This window comes from Catonella massiliensis, assembly GCF_016651435.1.
Lineage (GTDB): Bacteria > Bacillota > Clostridia > Lachnospirales > Lachnospiraceae > Catonella > Catonella massiliensis.
Genome location: NZ_JAEPRJ010000001.1, coordinates 2,006,469 through 2,026,583, shown reverse-complemented (window position 1 = coordinate 2,026,583; position 20,115 = coordinate 2,006,469). Strand labels below are relative to the sequence as shown.

Here is a 20,115-nt window from a genome sequence, read left to right as displayed (position 1 = left end):
TTGGGGCTTGATTAAAATAAGAATTATACTGATTATATTAGGAGGTAACTATGGATTTTCTAAAACTGGCAAGAGAGAGATATTCCTGTAGACAGTTAAGTGATAAGAAGGTTGAAAAGGAGAAGCTTGATAAAATCATCGAAGCCGGCATACTTGCTCCAACTGCAACCAATGCGCAGCCTTACAAGATATGGCTTATAGAAAGCACTGAGGCTAAGGAAAAGCTTGCAAAGGCAAACAGATATCAGTTTGGAGCAGAAGTATTCTTCGTGGTTGGTGCCAAAGAGGATGAGGCCTGGGTAAGGAAGTTTGATAACCACAACTTTGCCGAGGTAGATGCCACCATAGTAGCTACACATATGATGCTTGAGATAACTGAGCTTGGACTGGGTACTACCTGGGTAGGACATTTTGATGCGCCTTTACTTAAGGAGGAATTTCCTGAGATGAAGGGATACGAGCTGATAGCCATCTTCCCTGTAGGCTATCCTGCTGCTGAGGCTAAGCCTTCCGAGAGACATACAGTAAGGAGGGCGGTGGAAGAAGCAGTAATGGTTCGGTAGATGTTTTAATTGTGACAATTTTGTGATAATTTAAAAAACTACTTGCAAAAATATATAAAAGAGGTTATTATATGATTATAGTTTAGCACTCACATAGAAAGAGTGCTAATAATATGAATTCATAATGATTTAATATAAAGGAGGAACTAAGATGAAATTAGTACCATTAGGCGACAGAGTTGTATTAAAGCAGATAGCGGCAGAAGAGACCACAAAGTCAGGTATTATATTACCTGATCAGGCTCAGGAGAAGCCACAGCAGGCTGAAGTTGTTGCTGTAGGTCCTGGCGGAGTAATAGACGGTAAAGAAGTAAGTATGCAGGTTAAAAAGGGACAGAAAGTTATTTATTCTAAATATGCAGGAACCAATGTAAAGCTTGAGAATGAAGAGTATATCATAGTTAAGCAGTCAGACATTCTTGCAGTTGTTGAATAAGTAAAAACAATCTGATTACGAATATTTTATATATATGTAAGGAGAAAGAAAATGGCAAAAGAGATTAAATTTGGTACAGAGGCTAGAAAAGCACTTGAAGCTGGTGTTAATCAGCTTGCAGATACAGTTAGCGTAACTTTGGGACCTAAGGGAAGAAACGTAGTTCTTGACAAGAGCTATGGCGCACCACTTATTACCAATGACGGTGTTACAATTGCAAAAGAGATAGAGCTTCCTGATGAGTTTGAAAATATGGGAGCACAGCTTGTAAAGGAAGCTGCAACTAAGACCAACGATGTAGCAGGTGATGGTACAACTACAGCTACAGTTCTTGCTCAGGCTATGATAAATGAAGGTATGAAGAACCTCGCTGCGGGAGCTAACCCTATCATCCTTAGAAAAGGTATGAAGAAGGCTACTGAGTGTGCAGTAAAGGCTATTTCAAAGATGAGCTCTCCAGTAAAGGGAAAGGATCACGTACAGAGAATAGCTGCTATATCAGCAGGTGATGATGAAGTAGGAACACTTGTTGCAGATGCTATGGAAAAGGTAAGCAAGGACGGTGTTATCACTGTTGAAGAGAGCAAGACTATGAAGACTGAGCTTGACCTTGTAGAAGGTATGCAGTTTGACAGAGGTTATGTATCAGCATATATGTGCACAGATATGGATAAGATGGAAGCAGTTCTTGACAATCCATACATCCTTATCACAGATAAGAAGCTAAGCAACATTCAGGATATACTTCCACTTCTTGAGCAGATTGTACAGCAGGGAGCAAGACTCCTTATAATCGCTGAGGATGTTGAAGGTGAGGCTCTTACAACACTTGTAATCAACAAGCTTCGTGGTACCTTCAATGTAGTTGCAGTTAAGGCTCCTGGATATGGCGACAGAAGAAAAGAAATGCTTCAGGATATCGCTGTACTTACAGGCGGACAGGTAATTTCAAGCGAGGTAGGACTTGAGCTTAAGGATGCTACACTTGAGCAGCTTGGACGTGCTAAGAGCGTAAAGGTTCAGAAGGAAAATACAATTATAGTTGATGGCGAGGGCGATTCAGAGGCTATTAAGTCAAGAGTTGCTCAGATAAGAAGCCAGATAGAAGAAACAACCTCTGATTTTGACAGAGAGAAGCTTCAGGAAAGACTTGCTAAGCTTGCAGGCGGTGTTGCAGTTATCCGTGTAGGTGCGGCTACAGAAGCTGAAATGAAAGAGAATAAACTCCGTATGGAAGATGCTCTTGCAGCTACCAAGGCTGCTATAGAAGAAGGAATAATCGCAGGTGGTGGTTCAGCTTATATCCACGCTTCAAAGGATGTAGAGAAGCTTGCTGCTTCACTTGAAGGAGATGAGAAGACAGGTGCTAAGGTAGTTCTTAAGGCACTTGAGGCTCCACTATTTAAGATAGCTGCCAATGCAGGACTTGAAGGAGCAGTTATCATCAGCAAGGTAAAAGAAGGCAAGGCAGGATTTGGTTTTGATGCACTTAAAGAAGACTATGTAGACCTTGTAAAGGCTGGTATCCTTGACCCTGTAAAGGTAACAAGAAGTGCACTCCAGAACGCTACAAGCGTAGCTTCCACACTTCTTACCACAGAAAGCCTTGTGGCAGACATCAAAGAAGCTGCCCCAGCAGCCCCAGCAGGAATGGGCGCCCCAGGCATGGGAATGATGTAATGATACAAGAATAGAGAGAGAAAGCCCCCACCACAAGCTCGCTTGAGGGTGGGGGCTTTTTCTCTCGTTGTAGGACTGCGAGAGTGCGAAGCACGAAGCAGTCCGTGTATCATTAATGATACTACTGGTTTACCTTCACACTCTTAGGCAGCAAATCAAGATTCTTAATCATATCCGTATCGCAGGTCAGTTTCTTAAGTTTCTTAAGCTTTAATAGCTTAGATACATCAGTCACATAATTTCCGGAAATGTTAAGTTCCTCAAGTAAAGGCATCTTATCTACAAAGTCAAGATTTTCTATATAGGTATTTGCCAGGTTAAGCTTCTTAAGATTAGGGAAATGAGAGAGAAACTTATTGGCATATACACCAAACTTATCAGTGCCTCCCTTGTCTACATCATTGTTATAAATCTCAGTTCCTGATAGATCAAGCTCCTTAAGGACTTTATTATCCCTTAAGCTCTTTACAGAGAGTATAATGTAGTTAATGCCTGAACCATCTGATTTCGGAGAGAAGCTAACTATTTTTGTTACCTGAGGCAGTGAGAATACATCTGTATAATCTCCATAGTGGGCAATGCTTCCGTATCCAAAGTTTATTGTTTTAAGCTTAGGAAGCTTTGCCAGATACTGTGCCATATCCGGCTTAATTAACCAGTCGTAGTCATAGAGAGTAAGCTCTTCGAGGTTATTCATACCTGCAACAGGTTTAAAAGAGTAAGATTCGTTACCTATTTCTTCTATCTCAAGCCTCTTTATTGATGACATACCCGCTATTATACTTAGATCCCTGGCTCTTATATCCACATCGCTAAGAGCGGTGAGCTTGCTAAGATTAGGAAAAGTTATATTATAATTCCATATACCGGATATACTTAGCTTCTTAAGACTCTTTAATGTAGCAAGAGCGCTTACGTCAGTCAAATCTCCACAGCTATCAAGCGTAAGCGAAGTAAGTGATATACAGTTTTTTAAGCCATTAAGCTTAATAACAGGGCAACTGTCTATACTAATACTCTTTAAGTATGGCATATTTTTAACAAAATCAAGAGTCTTTAAGTCTTTTACATTCTTAAAAGCCAGGCTTTCAATCTGTGGTATACCGCTAAATACATTGAAATGTTCAAAGGTTGTATCATAACCGTTAATTGAAAGGGACTTAAGCTTTGTAAGTGAGGTAATACCCGCCAAATCCCAGGTGTCTTTTTCTGCAAAGTCAAGAGAAAGTATCTCAACATTAGGAAATGAAGAAAGGAAGGACAAATCCTTTATAGCATCTCCCTTTTTAAGACTCGTAAAGTTAAGCATTTTAAGGTTCTTATAAGTCTTTAATGCGGATATACTCTTTTCTATGTCGTACAAGCTCGTCGTGCCGAGACCATAGATGTTGCTTACGTTTAAGGCAGGCATATGTGTTAAGTATTCGGAAGAAGTACCTGTATAATAGTGAAGCTTTTTAAGGTTTTTAAAGTCCGTAGTATTATAGCTCTCACCTGCAGGCACTATATCGCCCTCATTGCTAAAATCCAAAGACTCAAGCTCTGTAAATACCTGAAAATCTTCTTCTGTTATGTTTTTAGTGCCTGCAATTTTTAGCTTAACAGGCTTATCCGGAGCACCGTAGTTAGCTGTGTTCTTTGCATATGTAAATATCCAAGGAGTGCTGTCATTTTTCTCAGAAGTAATCGGAACAGCCTCTCTATCTACCTTTAGGTATTTAATGGATTCATAATCAGCCTTTTTAATATCGGAAAGAGGCTTTTTAAATGCGGCTTCGACAAAGTCTATCACTGCCTTGCTTTCAGGCTTTGTCCTATATGTGACAAAAGGCGAAGCAGCTGTTTCTTCCGACTCTGCTGTCGAGCCATTATCACTATATACATCATAGCTTGATGTACTTCTTAGAATCTGTGGAACAAAGATGATGAAAACTGCGCCAATTATACAGAAAATGACTGCTAGAGGCGCAGCGGCACTTGGAGCTGTTTTCCTGTTATAATCAGAACTCCTTCCGGTGTCACCTATATGAAGCTCTTTGATATTGAAAGTCTGGTTGATATTAGGTTTCTCCTCTTCAAGTAAGAACTTGGTGCCACAATAAGGACAGGTAGTGAATTTCCCCATCTGATCTTCCTTGATATCGAGATTTCCCTGACACTGAGGACATTTCATGCTGATGATTTTCATTGTTCTTCTCCCCTTATGAAAATAGTTAACGACATTAAATAAAGTATACCTTTGTCTCGTTTAATATTATACAGCAAATGGTATAAATATTAAAGAGGCAATATATTTTTTTAAGAATTCGTAAGAATTTCTAAATGATTTCTCCAATACTAAGCAAAAATAGCATCTTGAAATAAACGAAAAATTGTAGTAGAATAAAGAGACGGTGTCCTAAGATTTAGGAACTTTAATTTATGATAAGCTTTTAAGGAGGAATTTTTAATGATTTCAGCAGGCGATTTCAGGAATGGCCTTACAGTCGAGATTGACAACAGTGTTTTCCAGATTATTGAGTTTCAGCATGTTAAACCGGGAAAAGGTGCAGCTTTTGTTCGTACCAAACTTAGAGACATAAAGAATGGTGGTGTTAAAGAGACTACATTCCGCCCTACTGAGAAATTCCCTCAGGCAAGAATAGACAGAAAGAACATGCAGTATATGTACGCTGACGGAGATATGTACAACTTCATGGACAATGAAACCTATGAGCAGTTTGCGCTTACCTCTGAGCAGGTTGGTGACGCACTTAAGTTTGTTAAGGAGAATGAGACAGTATCAATGCTCTCACACAACGGTGTGGTATTCTCAATTGAGCCACCTATGTTTGTAGAGCTTGAGATTACTGATACTGAACCGGGCTTTAAGGGTGATACAGCTACAGGTGCTACAAAGCCTGCAGTGGTTGAGACCGGAGCTACAGTCTATGTACCTCTTTTTGTAAATCAGGGTGACAAGATCCAGATTGATACAAGAACAGGCGAATATCTTAAGAGAGTATAAAATTACCGAGCTGTCACAGTTTTGTGCCGGCTCTTTTTATAATTTTAGAGTTAAATATATAAAGGTTTTTAATAATTATTAGCTTTACAAAAAGTAAGGGATTTACTAATGGAGCAGAACTGTGACGGTGTGCTTTTGCGGTATGCTATAAGAGGTGAATACTGCAAAGTGGGATTCTATCGTAAATATTATTAAAGGGAGACATTATGTATAAAGCGGTTTTATTTGATATGGACGGGCTTATTATAGACACTGAAAAGCATTATCAGAAGGCTTGGATACAGGCAGCAAGAGAACTGGGCTTTAACATGACAGAGAAGGAACAGCTTTATCTTAGAAGCTGCAACAAAGAATACGCTGAGCCTATCATGCAGGACTTTTTTGGTCCAACCTTTGACTATGACAAGGTAAGGGACAGACGCAAAGAAATCATGGAAGAGGAGCTTAATAAGCATGGAATTAAGAAGAAGCCTTATGTAGATGAAATACTGGCGTATCTTAAAGAAAATGGCATAAAGAGGGCTTTGGTAACCGCAACTCCAGAGGACAGAGCAAGAAAATACCTAAAAGAAGTAGGGCTTTTAGAACGCTTTGACAAGATTATCTGTGCTGACATGGTAAAGAAAGGAAAGCCTGATCCTGATATCTACCTCTATGCCTGCTCTCAGATAGAAGAGAAGCGTAAGGACTGTCTCGCGCTAGAGGACTCTCCAAACGGAGTCCGCTCTGCACACGGTGCGGAAGTGGATGTGATTATGGTTCCGGACCTCTCAGAGCCTGATGAAGAGCTGAGTAAAATCATTGTAATGAGGGCAGAAACTCTAAATGACGTAATCACATTTTTACAGGGGTTAAAGAAATAATCCCAAATACCTAAAAACCACCCGAAGCCGTACAGTACAAAAACCTAAAAGCAAGGTTCCTATACGGACGTCCCGGGTGGTGTCTTATTGTCAGGTAATTTCTCAAAATATCTTATCCAATAAAATTCCACGAGAAATCTTTCAGTGGCGGTATGAATATGCTGAATATGAGAACCGCCAAAGCTATTTTTATCTCATCAAGTGTAACTTCTGGGCCAGTCTTATGATTGAATGTCCCTTAGGGAAATTATGCAGTTCTTTCTTGCTTACTCCCTTTAATAGTATTTCAAATACAAAGAAAGTAAACATGCCAAGAGGCAGGGATAAGAGGAGTCCCAGGTAGTACCTTCCTGTAAACTTAAGCACCAGGTTATAGATAAAGTATACAACTACTCCCATTATTCCTGAGGCAACAGTAGGGATGACAAAGGTTCTAAATAACTCAATCCTTATTCTAAGCTGCAATCTTATAACAAGCGTACAAAGAACTATAACTATCGCAGGCATAAGCATACCGCCAAGAACAAGTGCAAATATATTTAGACTCGTGTACATAAGCAGGATGTATGTAAATACGATGACAACAAGCATTGCAATTAGGTTGATAACTACAGGTATCATCATACTGTATATACTCTGAATTATAGTACAGAATAGGATGGATACAGTATAAAGAGCAATTGTTGCGGCTCCGACTGTCATGACCTTCCCTATGACAGGATCTGTATCTCCAAAAAGTAACCTTATAATAGGACCTCCAAGTATGGCAAGACCGATGGTTGCAGGAATTGCGATGATTAGGTTGAACTTAAGTGCCATTCTTACCTTTTTGCCTACTTCCTTTTTGGTGCTAAGCACATTACCCCTAACCAAAGAAGGGATGGAAGCAGTTGTAATGGCACTGGTGATACCCATTACTATGTTGCAAAGAAGAAGGAATTTACCCTCATATATGCCGTAAAGCGCAGTATAGGTCTCCTTTGCAACCCCCTTGTGATTGAGGATGTTATTAAACAAGGTCATTGAAATAAGGCCGTTGCTTCTTACAAGTATCTGGCTAAGCATCACAGGCACTGAGGTTGCAAGTATTACCTTTATTAGATAAGGCATGGCCTCCGGCTCACCTTGGTCTCTTTTTCTCTGCCTTTTAAGTATAGGCATATTGACAAAGAGCAGGAAAGAGATGAACATAAGGCCTGCAAATGCACCTGCAAAGGTACCGGTCACACCTCCCGCTGCCCCATACGCTGCTATATTCATAGAGGCAGAGTGGGCTTTTGCAAATGCAAAGGCTGCCCATACACTTATAATGCCATTTACCACCTGTTCAAAAAGCTGCGATATTGCAGTAGGAACCATGGTCCCCTTGCCTTGGAAAAATCCTCTCACTACACCTAAAACCGCAGAAACCAATACTGTTGGAGCCAGTGCCCTCAGAGGTATCTGGATAGCCGGATTGGCAAACATATGGGTAGATATAAAGCCTGCCCCAAAGTAAACTCCGGCTGACAAAATACCGCCTGAGGTTAGGGCAACTATCAAAGCACCAAGAAGAAGTTTAAGCGAGTTGGTGTATTCTTTCTTAGCCGTTCTTTCGGATACCAGCTTTGACACAGCCATAGGCATGCCGTATGAGGAAATGATGAAGCAAAAGTTATATATTTCAAAGGCATAGCCGTAATAACCTATTCCTTCATTTCCAAGTATCCTTGCCATCGGAACCCTGTATACCAGGCCAATGATGCGGACAAGTATAGAGGTTGCGGCCAGTATGCTTCCCTGAATGAGGAAATTATCAGTTTGTCTTTTATTTTGTGAATTCATTGTCTATCTCGTTTCTCAATATTGATTGCACTTACCATTGTACATTTTTTTTGTTAGGATATCAACTTTTTTTAACTTTGACTTTATTCTGACTTAAAAATATCCGATAAAAACAAATATATGACTTATTTTTGGGTTATGATATAGTAAAATGAAAGAAATCTGTATGGATATTTGAAGAAGGAGAGATAAATGAGACTTAAAAAGGCAGTAATAACCGCAGTATTAGGCATAGGGCTCTCTACAATGAGCTTTGCAGGATTAGATAAGGGGCTTGCCTATGCGGGTACTACAGAAGTAGTATACAAGGCATTTGACGACAAGGTGAGTTTTAGTGACAAATACTTCATTTACCAGTGGGGAATGGAGAATAGAGGAGATTTTAAATACAACGAGCAGATTGGAGGCAAGCTTGTCAAGCAGCCTGTTACAAGCGTTAAGGCTGTAAGCGGTATAGACATAAGCCTTCCTGAGGCTCGTGCAAAGTACAGCGGTGGAAGGCGTGAAACCATAGTTGCTATCATTGATACGGGAGTAGATTACCGCCACGAAGACCTGCAAAATGTACTCTGGGTAAATAAAGGAGAGATACCGGGCAATGGCATAGATGATGATGGTAACGGCTATGTGGACGATGTAAACGGCTGGAATTTTTATGATGATAACAATATCATCTACAATGGCAAGGATGATGCACACGGAACACATATAGCAGGAACCATAGTTGCCAATAACAACACTAAGGGAGTAGCAGGAATAGCTGGTAGTAGTACGGTGAAAATCATGGTACTTAAGGCGCTTGGTGGCGATGACGAGTCAGGCTCTACCTCGGGTATAATTGATGCCATAAAGTATGCAGAGAGCATGGGAGCTACGATATGTAACTTCAGCTTTGGTACTGATAAGCCTGATAGATACCTTGAGGAAGCCATAAAAGACTCTGATATGCTCTTTGTGGTAGCAGCAGGTAACGGCGATGAAAATACAGGCATAGGCTATAACATAGACACGAGACCTATATATCCTGCATCCTACAGGTATAAGAACATAATAACAGTTGCCAACCTTCAGGCAGATGGTAATCTTCACATTAGCTCAAATTACAGCAACAACCATGTAGACCTTGCGGCACCGGGAGCAAGGATACTTAGTACAATAGATACAGCAAGCTTTAATGCTGGCTATGCATCCGGGAAGATGTCCTCACCTTATGCATATATGACAGGTACGTCAATGGCTGCCCCTTATGTAGTGGGAACTGCGGCGCTTCTTTACTCTGATTTTCCGGGTATTACCCTAAGTCAGGTAAGACAGTCAATACTAAGTGGAGTTAAGGTACTTCCTGAGCTTGAGGGAAAGGTATCTACAGGAGGCATGTTAAATGCAGACGGGGCCTACGCCTATGCACTGAGCAATTACCAGTCTTTTGTAACTGAGAATAAAAGGGTAGAAGAGAAGAAGGCGGAAGAAGCAAGAGAGATTGAAGAGGCTAAGAAGGCTGAGGAGGCAAGAAAGCTTGAAGAAGCTAAGAAGACTGAAGAACTAAGGAAGTCTGAGGAAGCTAAGAAGAACGATGAAGCAAGGAAAGCAGAGGAGCTTAAGAAGGCTTTAAAGAAGACTTCAAAGGGTAAGGCTCCCGTTATCTTCCTTTCTCTTACAAAAGATGGCAAGGTTCTTGTCAAGATAAGTGATAAGGATAAGGATGTATCTCTGGTCAGATACGCTAGGGGCAAAAAAGGAGATTCATACTTTACCAAGAGTAAGAAGGGAACCAAGCTAAGGCTTAATAAAAAGAATGAGAAAGCACTGAAACTAAAAAAGGGCGTATATACCTTCTACGCTATAGATAAAAAAGGGAATAGAACCATCCATACGGTGGTTATAAGGTGATGCCTATTCCCAAGTAAAAATCTTTGATTTATCAATGTATCTGGCTGATCGGTCTATGAGAAAACCGGTCAGCTTTTTATTATCTTCAACACCATAAGAATAGACTCCGTCTTCAAGCACATAGGGATAGCTTAGTATGGCAGAGTTTTCACGCCTCTTTCGCATTTTTGAGAGAAAGTCCTTTGAAGTCCTAAAGCCGCCTATGCTTATATCCCTTAGGCAGTTAGGAGCAATCTCACTAAATACCCTCTCAAGCATATCACCGTATAAGTCCTCGTAATCAGGGACTTTAAGTACAGGGTCAAAGCAGAGTCTAAGGCTTAGTCCAAGCTTAGAGGCTTCTTTCACAGCCTTAAGCCTGGTTGTAAAATCAGGAGTTTTATGCTCGTATTTAGTAGCAATCAAAGCGGGGGATAAGGTCCAGGCGAAGATGAAGTTAGCAGGCACATCAAGACCTTCATCCATATATTTCTTTATGATTCCTATATTGGCGCTCTTTGTACGGCACTCTACAGTCAGATTCTTATGGAAGGCGCTAAACTTTATAAACTCTTTTACAAAGCCTGTAAAACCTTCTAGGGCAAGGAGGTCGGTATCGTATGAAATGCAGATATATACAGGATGTTCCTTTAGTAGGCTCTCAAGTTCGTTAAATACATCATCAATATTTACAAAGATTACGATGTTGGCTGAAGGGTACATTCCGGATAGATAGCAGTATTCACAGTCATAGTAGCAGTTCATTATAAGAGAAGTGTAGTAAAAATGCTCATTGCCAAAATCTTCACAAACAGGGGCGCCCTCATAGATTAGCCTGCCCTCCTTCTTTGCAAGGATAAGGGAGGGAGAATTCTTTGCTAAGAGGAGATTCTGTCCTGAAGGGGTGAAGACATCCTTGTAATGCCTTATGGAAATGATAGTGCTGCTCTTAAAGTTAGAAAGAATATTCTCAGTCGCAGAGTAGTTCTTTATTTTATCTTCCACATATATATGTGAAAATGGCTTATTAAGACAGTCTTTGCCTGAGCACATTGATAAACTCCTTTCTGAGCTGTTTTTTGTTAGCACCTTCCCCTATATTCTCCTTAATTTCCTGCATTAGCTCCGTGGCAGATATACCTGTTAGAAAAGCATACTTAAATAACCCCTTAAGGATAAGGGTTTCAGAGGAGGTAAAGCCAAATTCATTAAGAAAGTCATTATAAAAAGGGCTTTTCATCAAGGCTTCAAATTCATCTGTTAAACTGGTGGATTTTATATCGTTTTGAGCCTTAATTACCTCTTTTACATATTCAACAAGTGCATTAATGCTTTGCGTATTTTCTCCTGCATAGGTGGATACTTGGGCATTCAGGGCTTCAAAGACAAAGATATTCTCATAACTTACATCCCTTTTCAAACCATCATATAGGTCATAGACCTCATCTGATACAATTTCTCCCTCTTTGCAGAGGGATTTAGCGTAAAGGGCGGGAAATAAGAAAGAAGATTTATCTTCCTTTGAGATTTTGTTTATAAACCTTAGAACTACCTTCTCATCGTAAGCTAAAGGAGGGTTTATCACAAGTATAATCCCTCCGTCTATCCTAAGAGTATCCACTATAATATCAGACATTTTCGGATAATTCCTCCCAACGCTCAAGAAGAGCATTTATACGCTCATCATTTGCTTCTTTATGCTTGTGTACTTCCATAAGTTTCCCTACATTTGCGGCAATCTCAGGGTTGGCAAGCTCTTCGTCAAGCTTTGCGTTAGCCTCCTCAAGCTTTGCGACCTCATCTTCAATCCTCTTTAGTTCATTTTGTATTTTCCTAAGCTCCTTCTGCTCCTCTTTTTTAGTCTGCCAGCTCTGCTTATTAGCAGAAGACGCCAAAGGCTGGTCCTCCTTAGGGACTTCGTCAAGAAGGGCAGCCTCGAGAGTTTCCTTTTTCTCAAGGTAATAGTCATAGTTTCCTATGTAGTTGATGAGCCTTTTTCCTGTTAAATCAAGGATACGGGTGGCAGTTTTATTGATAAAATACCTGTCGTGGCTTACAAAGAGAACAGTTCCCTCGTAGTTATTCAGTGCATCCTCAAGAATCTCCTTGGAGGTGATGTCAAGGTGGTTGGTAGGCTCGTCAAGGAGGAGAAAGTTAGCCTCTGAAAGCATAAGCTTAGCGAGGGACACACGGCCCTTTTCGCCGCCTGAAAGCGAGCCTACAAGCTTAAATACATCATCTTTAGTAAAAAGGAAGCTTGCAAGTACATTTCTTATTTCAGTATTGGTCAAATAAGGATAGTCATCGGATATTTCATCAAACAGGGATTTGTCATAGTGCAGCACCTGATGTTCCTGGTCATAATAGCCTATCTCAACATTTGCGCCAAGGGTTATCTTACCTGTATCGCAAGGAGTGATTCCGTTTATTATCTTAAGGAGAGTTGTCTTTCCAGTACCGTTACCGCCAATAATAGCAACTCTTTCGCCTTTTTTTATTTCAAAATTCAGATTCTCAAAAAGGGTTTCCTCAAAGGACTTACTTAAATTCTCTACAGTTAGCACATCCTTTCCACTCTCCTTATGAGGCTTTAGACTTATGTTCATTGAGGCATCAAGCTCAAGAGGCTTATCGATTCTTTCGATTTTATCAAGCATCTTCTCGCGGCTTTCAGCCCTTTTTATAGACTTCTCACGGTTAAAGGAGCGAAGCTTTTCTATGACCGCCTCCTGATGGGATATTTCCTTTTGCTGATTAAGATAAGCCTTTAGTTCAGCCTCTCTTAGAGCCTTTTTCTTAGTAGCATAATCCGAATAATTTCCCATAAAGGTAGTGGCCCTGCAGTTATTTAACTCGATTATCTTGGTAGCAACTCCATCAAGGAAATATCTATCGTGCGCAACTATCAAAACTGCTCCATTAAAGTTCTTAAGATAGGTCTCAAGCCAGCCAATAGCCTTCATGTCAAGATGGTTGGTAGGCTCGTCAAGCAGGATGAGGTCAGGCTTTGACAGCAAGAGCCTTGCCAGATATACCCTTGTCTTCTGACCTCCCGATAGAGTATTTACCTTTCGTGTAAAATCATCCTCTTCAAAGCCCAGCCCCTTTAGTATACCTGTGATTTCACTCTTATATGCATAACCGTTCTTAAGCTCAAACTCATGTGTAACCCTTGAATAATCCTCGTATACAGCGTCAAGAGCCTCTTCGTCCGCCTGCTTCATCTTTATCTCAAGAGCCCTCATCTTATCTGAAAGCTCTAGGATATCTTTTTTTACCTCAAGGAGTACATCGAAAATGGTAAGTTCGGTATTTATCTCCTGATGCTGCGCAAGATAGCCTACACTGGCACCTTTTGAAAGAAATACATCTCCGCTATCGGCAGACATTTCGCCCATGATTATTTTTAAGAGGGTAGACTTGCCCGCCCCGTTAATGCCGACTATTGCGGCTTTTTCGTGTTCATTTATATGAAAACTGACCTCTTTAAGTACAGGTCCTGTGACAAATTCCTTTGATATGTTATTGCAGGATAATACCATATTGTCCTCCTATTTTTATGAGAAACCAGTCGTTTTCTCATGTTTTGGCTATCAGAGAATGAAAATCCCTGAACTTATATTCTACTACAGAATAGCGTGTCAGCGCAAGAGGGCTGAATTTCTATGCTAGTGCCTATGCATGTATATAAATGATGTAGGTGTCAAAAGTATTTGACACCGATTAATACAGGATTGCTACAGCGCAGCTTTAGCAATCCTTGCAAAAATTTTTTGTACTCTAAGATTCACAAAATATATTATAAGTCATTAGATTATCTTGATTATAATACGGGTTTATCTTATGATTAGTTATAAAAAAAATGCTCCAGCTTCCCTCCTTGTCCGCGAAGGTCGGGTGATAAGAGAATATTTGCTCTCTCGTGGTTGCTGTTTCGTGGATAGTAGGTGAATATGTGTGCTTAGGATGATATAATATAGATAAGGATTATTAGGAGAAAATATGCTTACAGTTGAACTTAAATCTAAGGATAAAATGCCGCTTTATGAGCAGCTCTACCTAAAGATTAGGGGGCTTATAACTGAGGGGGAACTGGCTGAGGGAGAGAAGCTTCCATCAGAGAGGGGGCTTGCGGCCAACCTTCAGATAAGCAGGAACACAGTTACCCTTGCCTATGAACAGCTCTACGCTGAAGGGTATGTGGAAGTCCGCCCTCAAAGCGGTTATTATGTGAATAAAATAGACAGGATAAACAGTGAAAAAAAAGAGGAATTTACCGATATAAAAAATGAGAGTGTCAATCCTGAACCAGAGTATGAATATGATTTTTCACCTTTTTCACTGTGTAAGGAGAGCTTCCCTTACAGGATGTGGGACAGACTCTATAGACAGTGTATGCGTGACAGGGGAGAGGAACTCTTTAACCTTGGTGAGAGACAGGGGGATATGAAGCTAAGAGTGGCTATAGCTAAGTATCTTTTTGGCTACAGGGGACTAAGCGTGAAGCCTGAAAATATGATAATAGGTGCAGGAACGGGCTATCTCTTGCAACTTTTAGAGCATTTGATAGATGAGAAAAGCATAATAGCAATGGAAAACCCTACCTACATGCAGGCTTATAGGATATTTTCATCATTAAACAGGAAGGTTTATCCTATAAACCTTGATGAGAACGGACTTAAGGTGGAAGAGCTTAAACGTTCAGAGGCAAAGGCGGTCTATCTGACTCCTTCGCACCAGTTCCCAACTGGGGTTGTAATGCCTATAAAGAGGAGGAAAGAAATCCTTGGATGGGCATCAGGAGAAGACAGGTATATAATAGAGGATGACCACGATAGTGAGTTTAGATACAAGGGACTGCCTATCCCCCCTCTGAAGGCGATAGATACGGAGAATAAGGTGGTTTATCTGGGTACATTTTCAAGGACTATCGCCCCTGCCATAAGGATAGGCTTCATGGTGCTTCCTGACGGACTGCTTAAGGTGTACAGGAAAAAGCTTGCCTTCCTAGCCTGTACGGTACCAAGGATTGACCAGGCTGTGCTTACGGAGTTTATCCTTGGAGGGCATTATGAAAGGCATATCAACAAAGCCAGAAAGATATATAAGTCAAGACATGATAAGCTGATTTCCTCGCTCAAAGTCTTTGGCGACAAGGTAAAGATAATGGGCGGCAATGCGGGTATGCACCTTATGGTTAAATTTAAGCTTGATATGTCCGAAGAAGAAGTTGTAAGCAGAGGAGAAAAAAGTGGGATAAAGCTTGTAGGACTATCAAAGCACAGGATAGGGGAAAACCCTGAAGGCGGTGAGGCTTACATATTGATAGGCTATGGGAATATAAGTGAGGATAGGATAGAAGAGGGAATCAAAATACTTGCCAAAAATCTCATTTCATAGTATACCTATGTATATAATCCCGTCTTTGACAGCTTTTTAAGAAAAAAAGCCTTGTAATTCGCTATAGAAGCGAGTTACAGGGCTTTTAGAAAATTTACATATGCACGTTACACTATCTATTTTTTTGTTTGTGAAAAAATATTCCTCATTTTTTTTATTGGAACTATCTGTTTAGATGTACAGAATCCAAATGCATCGTGCAGTGCATCTGTGAGTTCTGTTCTGGTGTAAATGGGCTGATAACCTTTACCCTCGTACTTTATGAAATCCATTTCCTGAAGGGTAGGAAGTATCTGGTCTATGGTATATTTATTATTAAGTTTCTTTTCAAGATACCTGTATACAATAAGTGAAATAAAACAGGTTATGAAATGGGCTAGTATCCTGTCTTTCCTGTTTAAATATACAGGACGTGCTTCAAAATCAGTTTTCATTATTCTAAAGCATTCTTCAATCTCCCAACGTCGCTTGTTTGCCCTGACTATACTACCTATGTTGTCATTAAGGTTGGTGCATACAGCGTAGAAACCATCATATTTTTCTTCATTTTCAATATATGACTGGTCTATGCTGTTTATGGATACATCTGCAATCTCACCGTACTTTGTTGTATGGTCGGTTTTTATAAATCGTTTAGGATCATTTTGTTTTTTTCTTTCTATCGAAGAACGTCCTTTTTCAATCATTTTCGCAGCTCTTTCAATCTGTCCTCTACGTACATGGCGCTGGAAATCACGGTATTTTAAGGAGTATGAAACAATGAGCTTCTGTTCGATTATTTGTTTTCTGTCGCCACTGTCTGTATGGACTATACCTTCCTCTTTAATCCAACGCGATCTGTAGAAAATCTTGTCTCTATCCTTTTCACTGTCTAATTCTGATATTCTATATTTTTTGCCGCTTCTATCACCATCGAGAAGCCATCCGTCATCAGCCATACACCACTCTTGTAAGAAGTCTTTAAGTATTTTGATAGGCTGTGTTGTTATATACCCGCGCATGCCGTTTTCGCTGTTGTAGGAATTAAATACCCGGTTTGTTGCAGATGACAGTCCTGAATCTGTACAGACAACAAACTTGGACATATCAAATCCAGAAAGCATCTTCTTTTCAAGCGGAATCATAGTGGTCTGTTCATTGCGGTTTCCGGGATAAATGCAAAAGGATATAGGAATACCATCGCTATCCATAAACAGCCCCATTCCTACTATAGGGAGTGGGCGGTTTTCCTTACTTTTGCCAAACTGCTTATCATCCTCTTCATTGTCGATTTCAAAGTAGAAATTTGTACAGTCATAATAGATTACTTGAGTATTTCGTTTTTGCACTGCAGTGCTGTTTTTAAAAATGCGGCTCTGAATATAATCAGCCTCTTCAGCTATCACTGATAATGAGCGGTAAACATCATGCAGTTCAAAAGAGGGCTGTTCAATAAAACGCTTTGACTCTTCAAAGCTATTCCTTTTTGATGACGGGAAAAGTATTCTGCTGTATATAAGACGTGAAAGTACGTCATTCAGGTCGTACTCGAATGGGTGTCTCGCAGAGATTGCACGGCAAATCTTATGCATGCCTAATTCATAATAAATATCCTGAAGGAAAAGATATCCGCCATTAAACCTATGCTGTTCATTACTAACAAGGTCATTAGCGGCACAGAGCTCAATATTAAATGTTGCGGAATCTTCTTTTTCAACTTCATTCATAATACGCACCTGTTCTTTAGCCCAGGCTTTTGCATCTTTCACGCCATACATCTCGCAGATTTGTTTTTCTGAACCGAAGGTTTTAACAATCTGAGTTTTGTTTTTCCCATTGATTCTAACTGTTTTAACAGCACGATAGGTAATTGAATATTTTCCGGTAGTCCATCCTAATCTCATAGTATTATCCTCCAATACTATTATAACGTATCGGAGTGGAACGTGCAAGCATAAATTTAAGATTTGACAAAAAAAATAAGCCATATCTGGCTTTGATGAACCTCATAACGGATTAGGTTGTCAAACTCCCGACTATCAAAGCACAGGATAGGGGAAAAACCTGAAGGCGGTGAGGCTTACATATTGATAGGCTATGGGAATATAAGTGAGGATAGGATAGAAGAGGGAATCAAAATACTTGCCAAAAATCTCATTTCATAGTATACCTATGTATATAATGATGTAGTCATAATGAGTTTTGATACCTATTGATACAGGCCTGCAACTGCCGCACTTAGCAAGGCCCTCGCAAAAATATTAGGCACTTGTATCTTTACATTTGAGTTTTAAATAATTTTATAGTATAATAACGCACAAGTTAAAAACCCTAAGGGGTATGTTTGTTTTATGCTTGAAAGGAGCAAAATAATGGCTAAAAGACCGGTAGTACTTTTAATAATGGATGGATTTGGAATTAATGAAAGAGAAGACTATAATGCAATAGCACAGGCGAAGAAGCCTAATTTAGATGCGATTATGAAGACTTATCCTTGGAAAAAGGGATATGCAAGCGGCCTGGCTGTAGGTCTTCCTGACGGACAGATGGGTAACTCTGAGGTAGGACATATGAATATGGGTGCAGGAAGAATCATATATCAGGAGCTTACCAGAATCACAAAAGAGATAGAGGACGGAGATTTCTTTAAGAATGAGGCACTTCTATCAGCAGTTAAAAACTGTAAGGAGAAAAACAGCGCTCTTCACTTGATGGGACTTCTCTCTGATGGTGGAGTACACAGCCATATTACTCATATGTACGGACTTTTGGAGCTTGCTAAAAAGGAAGGCCTTGATAAGGTTTATCTCCACTGCTTCCTGGACGGAAGGGACACACCTCCTAAGAGTGGCCGTGACTTCGTAGCAGATGCTGTAGCTAAGATGAATGAGCTTGGCGTAGGCAAGGTGGCTACCGTAATGGGACGCTACTATGCTATGGACAGGGATAACCGTTGGGACAGAGTGGAGCTTGCATATAAGGCTATGGTATACGGTGAAGGTAATACAGCCACAGACCCTGTGGCTGCCATAGAAAGCTCATACGGCGGTGATGTAACCGATGAGTTCGTTGTACCTACTGTAATTGAGAGAGACGGCGCACCTGTTGCTACTATCAAAAATGATGACAGCATCATCTTCTTCAACTTCCGTCCTGACAGGGCAAGAGAGATATCAAAGGCCTTCTGTAATGATGATTTTGACGGGTTTGAGAGAAGAGGTGGGAGGATTAAGACTAAGTTTGTCTGCTTTACAGACTATGATTCAAATATGCTTAACAAGACAGTTGCTTTCAACAAGATAGACGTTAAGAACACCTTCGGGGAGTATCTCTCAAAGCTTGGCAAAACACAGCTTCGTACCGCAGAGACTGAGAAGTATGCACACGTTACCTTCTTCTTTAATGGCGGCGTAGAGGAGCCGTTCCCCGGAGAAGACAGAATCCTTGTAAAGTCACCTAAGGTTGCAACCTATGACTTACAGCCTGAAATGAGCATATTTGAGGTATGTGACGGACTTGTAAATGCTATAAAGAGTGGAAAGTATGACGCGATTATCTGTAACTTCGCAAACCCTGATATGGTTGGACATACAGGAGTCATGGAAGCAGCGGTGAAGGCTATAGAGGCAGTTGATACCTGCGTAGGAAGAGTGGTAGAGGCTGTTAAAGAAGTTGACGGTGCTATGTTCATCTGCGCTGACCACGGAAATGCCGAGCAGATGATTGACTACGAGACAGGAGAGCCTTGGACTGCCCACACAACCAACCCTGTGCCTTTCATCCTTGTGAATGCGGGAGAAGAGTATGGTCTTGCAGAGGATGGCAAGCTCTGCGACATCATCCCTACACTCCTTGAGCTTATGGGGCTTCCACAGCCTGCTGAAATGACTGGAAAGTCGCTTTTAATTAAAAAATAAATCTTATAAAAAATAGTTATGGAAAAGTACAGTGTAGTATTGTTAAAAGAATGCAAAATAGAAAACTATGTATCTGAAGATGATGCAAAAATCTTTGAAGAGAGCATTGTTTTGTGTGAGCTTGAAGATGATTTTTTTGAAGAAACATCACCAGAAGAACTGTTAGAATATTTTGCAAAGAAAATATCAGCCAATAAGTATACGAATGCTTACGGAGAAGAAGTCTCTGTTGAAGTTGTTGCCGTAATTGATTATTTTAACTTATTTGAAAATGTAGAATTTGATAATTTTACGGAAATATACTGCAGGCATTTCATAGAGAAAAAATCGATGGTGGTGGCTGATGTTATAGAAAAATATTATCCTGACTTTTCCATAACGAAATGAAATAGCATATTATACAAAAATTGCTATAACTGATTAGTATCTGTGCAAAAAGAAATAACTTAGGCTTTTATTTCTGATTGCACAGATATTTTTTATTTAAAAAAGTTTCCGAGTGTTCACTATTCTTTCCCGCTAAAATTAAGATTGCTGTTTTATGGTAAAAACTACCAAAGATATACGAAAAAAGCGA

General features: G+C 40.2%; 15 protein-coding genes. 9 read left to right on the top strand and 6 right to left on the bottom strand.

The genetic code is table 11. The features are described from left to right. The first annotated feature begins 50 nt into the window (after positions 1–50). The 3 genes from JJN12_RS09070 (at position 51) to groL (ending at position 2,679) form a co-directional block, all read left to right on the top strand. Complete coding sequence (locus tag JJN12_RS09070) at positions 51–563, top strand: nitroreductase family protein (RefSeq protein ID WP_208429380.1); 513 nt, start codon at positions 51–53, stop codon at positions 561–563. A gap of 151 nt (positions 564–714) precedes the next feature. Beyond that, positions 715–999: a co-chaperone GroES gene (gene groES, locus JJN12_RS09065; protein ID WP_208429379.1), complete on the top strand. Its 285-nt coding sequence runs from the start codon at positions 715–717 to the stop codon at positions 997–999. 51 nt (positions 1,000–1,050) lie between these two features. Beyond that, positions 1,051–2,679 (top strand): chaperonin GroEL, encoded by a 1,629-nt coding sequence (gene groL, locus JJN12_RS09060; RefSeq protein WP_208429378.1) that lies wholly within the window; start codon positions 1,051–1,053, stop codon positions 2,677–2,679. Between the two features lie 121 nt (positions 2,680–2,800). Here the strand turns inward: groL and JJN12_RS09055 are convergent, their stop codons facing one another. Next, entirely contained in the window at positions 2,801–4,867 is a 2,067-nt protein-coding gene (locus JJN12_RS09055; protein ID WP_208429377.1) for a leucine-rich repeat domain-containing protein, read from the bottom strand. Between the two features lie 261 nt (positions 4,868–5,128). On the opposite strand from JJN12_RS09055, the gene efp reads away from it, so the two are divergent. Further along, entirely contained in the window at positions 5,129–5,686 is a 558-nt protein-coding gene (efp, locus tag JJN12_RS09050) for an elongation factor P (RefSeq protein WP_208429376.1), read from the top strand. A 206-nt stretch (positions 5,687–5,892) separates the two neighbouring features. Continuing rightward, positions 5,893–6,549, top strand: coding sequence for an HAD family hydrolase (locus JJN12_RS09045; RefSeq protein ID WP_208429375.1), 657 nt, complete (start codon positions 5,893–5,895; stop codon positions 6,547–6,549). 189 nt (positions 6,550–6,738) lie between these two features. On the opposite strand, the gene JJN12_RS09040 is transcribed toward JJN12_RS09045, so the two are convergent. Beyond that, positions 6,739–8,373 carry a putative polysaccharide biosynthesis protein gene (locus JJN12_RS09040; protein WP_208429374.1) on the bottom strand — a complete coding sequence of 545 codons (1,635 nt, stop codon included), beginning with the start codon at positions 8,371–8,373 and terminating at the stop codon, positions 6,739–6,741. A gap of 192 nt (positions 8,374–8,565) precedes the next feature. Here JJN12_RS09040 and JJN12_RS09035 point away from each other — a divergent pair, with 192 nt between their 5' ends. Beyond that, positions 8,566–10,263, top strand: coding sequence for a S8 family peptidase (locus JJN12_RS09035; protein WP_208429373.1), 1,698 nt, complete (start codon positions 8,566–8,568; stop codon positions 10,261–10,263). A gap of 3 nt (positions 10,264–10,266) precedes the next feature. On the opposite strand, the gene JJN12_RS09030 is transcribed toward JJN12_RS09035, so the two are convergent. From JJN12_RS09030 to JJN12_RS09020, 3 genes are read right to left on the bottom strand one after another with little or no spacing between them, the layout of a single operon-like run. After that, complete coding sequence (locus tag JJN12_RS09030; RefSeq protein ID WP_208429372.1) at positions 10,267–11,295, bottom strand: SPL family radical SAM protein; 1,029 nt, start codon at positions 11,293–11,295, stop codon at positions 10,267–10,269. Next, complete coding sequence (locus JJN12_RS09025; protein WP_208429371.1) at positions 11,270–11,878, bottom strand: hypothetical protein; 609 nt, start codon at positions 11,876–11,878, stop codon at positions 11,270–11,272. Before JJN12_RS09025 ends, JJN12_RS09030 begins: the two co-directional genes overlap by 26 nt. Beyond that, on the bottom strand, positions 11,871–13,784 hold the full coding sequence (locus JJN12_RS09020; protein ID WP_208429370.1) for an ABC-F family ATP-binding cassette domain-containing protein: 1,914 nt from the start codon (positions 13,782–13,784) through the stop codon (positions 11,871–11,873). Before JJN12_RS09020 ends, JJN12_RS09025 begins: the two co-directional genes overlap by 8 nt. A gap of 460 nt (positions 13,785–14,244) precedes the next feature. On the opposite strand from JJN12_RS09020, the gene pdxR reads away from it, so the two are divergent. Then, positions 14,245–15,642, top strand: coding sequence for a MocR-like pyridoxine biosynthesis transcription factor PdxR (gene pdxR, locus JJN12_RS09015; protein WP_208429369.1), 1,398 nt, complete (start codon positions 14,245–14,247; stop codon positions 15,640–15,642). 116 nt (positions 15,643–15,758) lie between these two features. Here the strand turns inward: pdxR and JJN12_RS09010 are convergent, their stop codons facing one another. Continuing rightward, positions 15,759–17,525, bottom strand: coding sequence for an IS1634 family transposase (locus JJN12_RS09010; RefSeq protein WP_208429368.1), 1,767 nt, complete (start codon positions 17,523–17,525; stop codon positions 15,759–15,761). 468 nt (positions 17,526–17,993) lie between these two features. Here JJN12_RS09010 and gpmI point away from each other — a divergent pair, with 468 nt between their 5' ends. Together gpmI and JJN12_RS09000 are read left to right on the top strand one after the other, a co-directional pair. Then, on the top strand, positions 17,994–19,538 hold the full coding sequence (gene gpmI, locus JJN12_RS09005; RefSeq protein ID WP_208429367.1) for a 2,3-bisphosphoglycerate-independent phosphoglycerate mutase: 1,545 nt from the start codon (positions 17,994–17,996) through the stop codon (positions 19,536–19,538). 18 nt (positions 19,539–19,556) lie between these two features. Next, complete coding sequence (locus JJN12_RS09000; RefSeq protein WP_208429366.1) at positions 19,557–19,925, top strand: DUF4288 domain-containing protein; 369 nt, start codon at positions 19,557–19,559, stop codon at positions 19,923–19,925. Positions 19,926–20,115 lie beyond the last annotated feature (190 nt).

Bases quoted from the DNA above. Each gene is read 5' to 3' on its own strand.
- JJN12_RS09070 (WP_208429380.1), top strand. From the start codon at position 51: ATGGATTTTCTAAAACTGGCAAGAGAGAGATATTCCTGTAGACAGTTA.
- groES (WP_208429379.1), top strand. From the start codon at position 715: ATGAAATTAGTACCATTAGGCGACAGAGTTGTATTAAAGCAGATAGCG.
- groL (WP_208429378.1), top strand. From the start codon at position 1,051: ATGGCAAAAGAGATTAAATTTGGTACAGAGGCTAGAAAAGCACTTGAA.
- JJN12_RS09055 (WP_208429377.1), bottom strand. From the start codon at position 4,867: ATGAAAATCATCAGCATGAAATGTCCTCAGTGTCAGGGAAATCTCGAT.
- efp (WP_208429376.1), top strand. From the start codon at position 5,129: ATGATTTCAGCAGGCGATTTCAGGAATGGCCTTACAGTCGAGATTGAC.
- JJN12_RS09045 (WP_208429375.1), top strand. From the start codon at position 5,893: ATGTATAAAGCGGTTTTATTTGATATGGACGGGCTTATTATAGACACT.
- JJN12_RS09040 (WP_208429374.1), bottom strand. From the start codon at position 8,373: ATGAATTCACAAAATAAAAGACAAACTGATAATTTCCTCATTCAGGGA.
- JJN12_RS09035 (WP_208429373.1), top strand. From the start codon at position 8,566: ATGAGACTTAAAAAGGCAGTAATAACCGCAGTATTAGGCATAGGGCTC.
- JJN12_RS09030 (WP_208429372.1), bottom strand. From the start codon at position 11,295: ATGTGCTCAGGCAAAGACTGTCTTAATAAGCCATTTTCACATATATAT.
- JJN12_RS09025 (WP_208429371.1), bottom strand. From the start codon at position 11,878: ATGTCTGATATTATAGTGGATACTCTTAGGATAGACGGAGGGATTATA.
- JJN12_RS09020 (WP_208429370.1), bottom strand. From the start codon at position 13,784: ATGGTATTATCCTGCAATAACATATCAAAGGAATTTGTCACAGGACCT.
- pdxR (WP_208429369.1), top strand. From the start codon at position 14,245: ATGCTTACAGTTGAACTTAAATCTAAGGATAAAATGCCGCTTTATGAG.
- JJN12_RS09010 (WP_208429368.1), bottom strand. From the start codon at position 17,525: ATGAGATTAGGATGGACTACCGGAAAATATTCAATTACCTATCGTGCT.
- gpmI (WP_208429367.1), top strand. From the start codon at position 17,994: ATGGCTAAAAGACCGGTAGTACTTTTAATAATGGATGGATTTGGAATT.
- JJN12_RS09000 (WP_208429366.1), top strand. From the start codon at position 19,557: ATGGAAAAGTACAGTGTAGTATTGTTAAAAGAATGCAAAATAGAAAAC.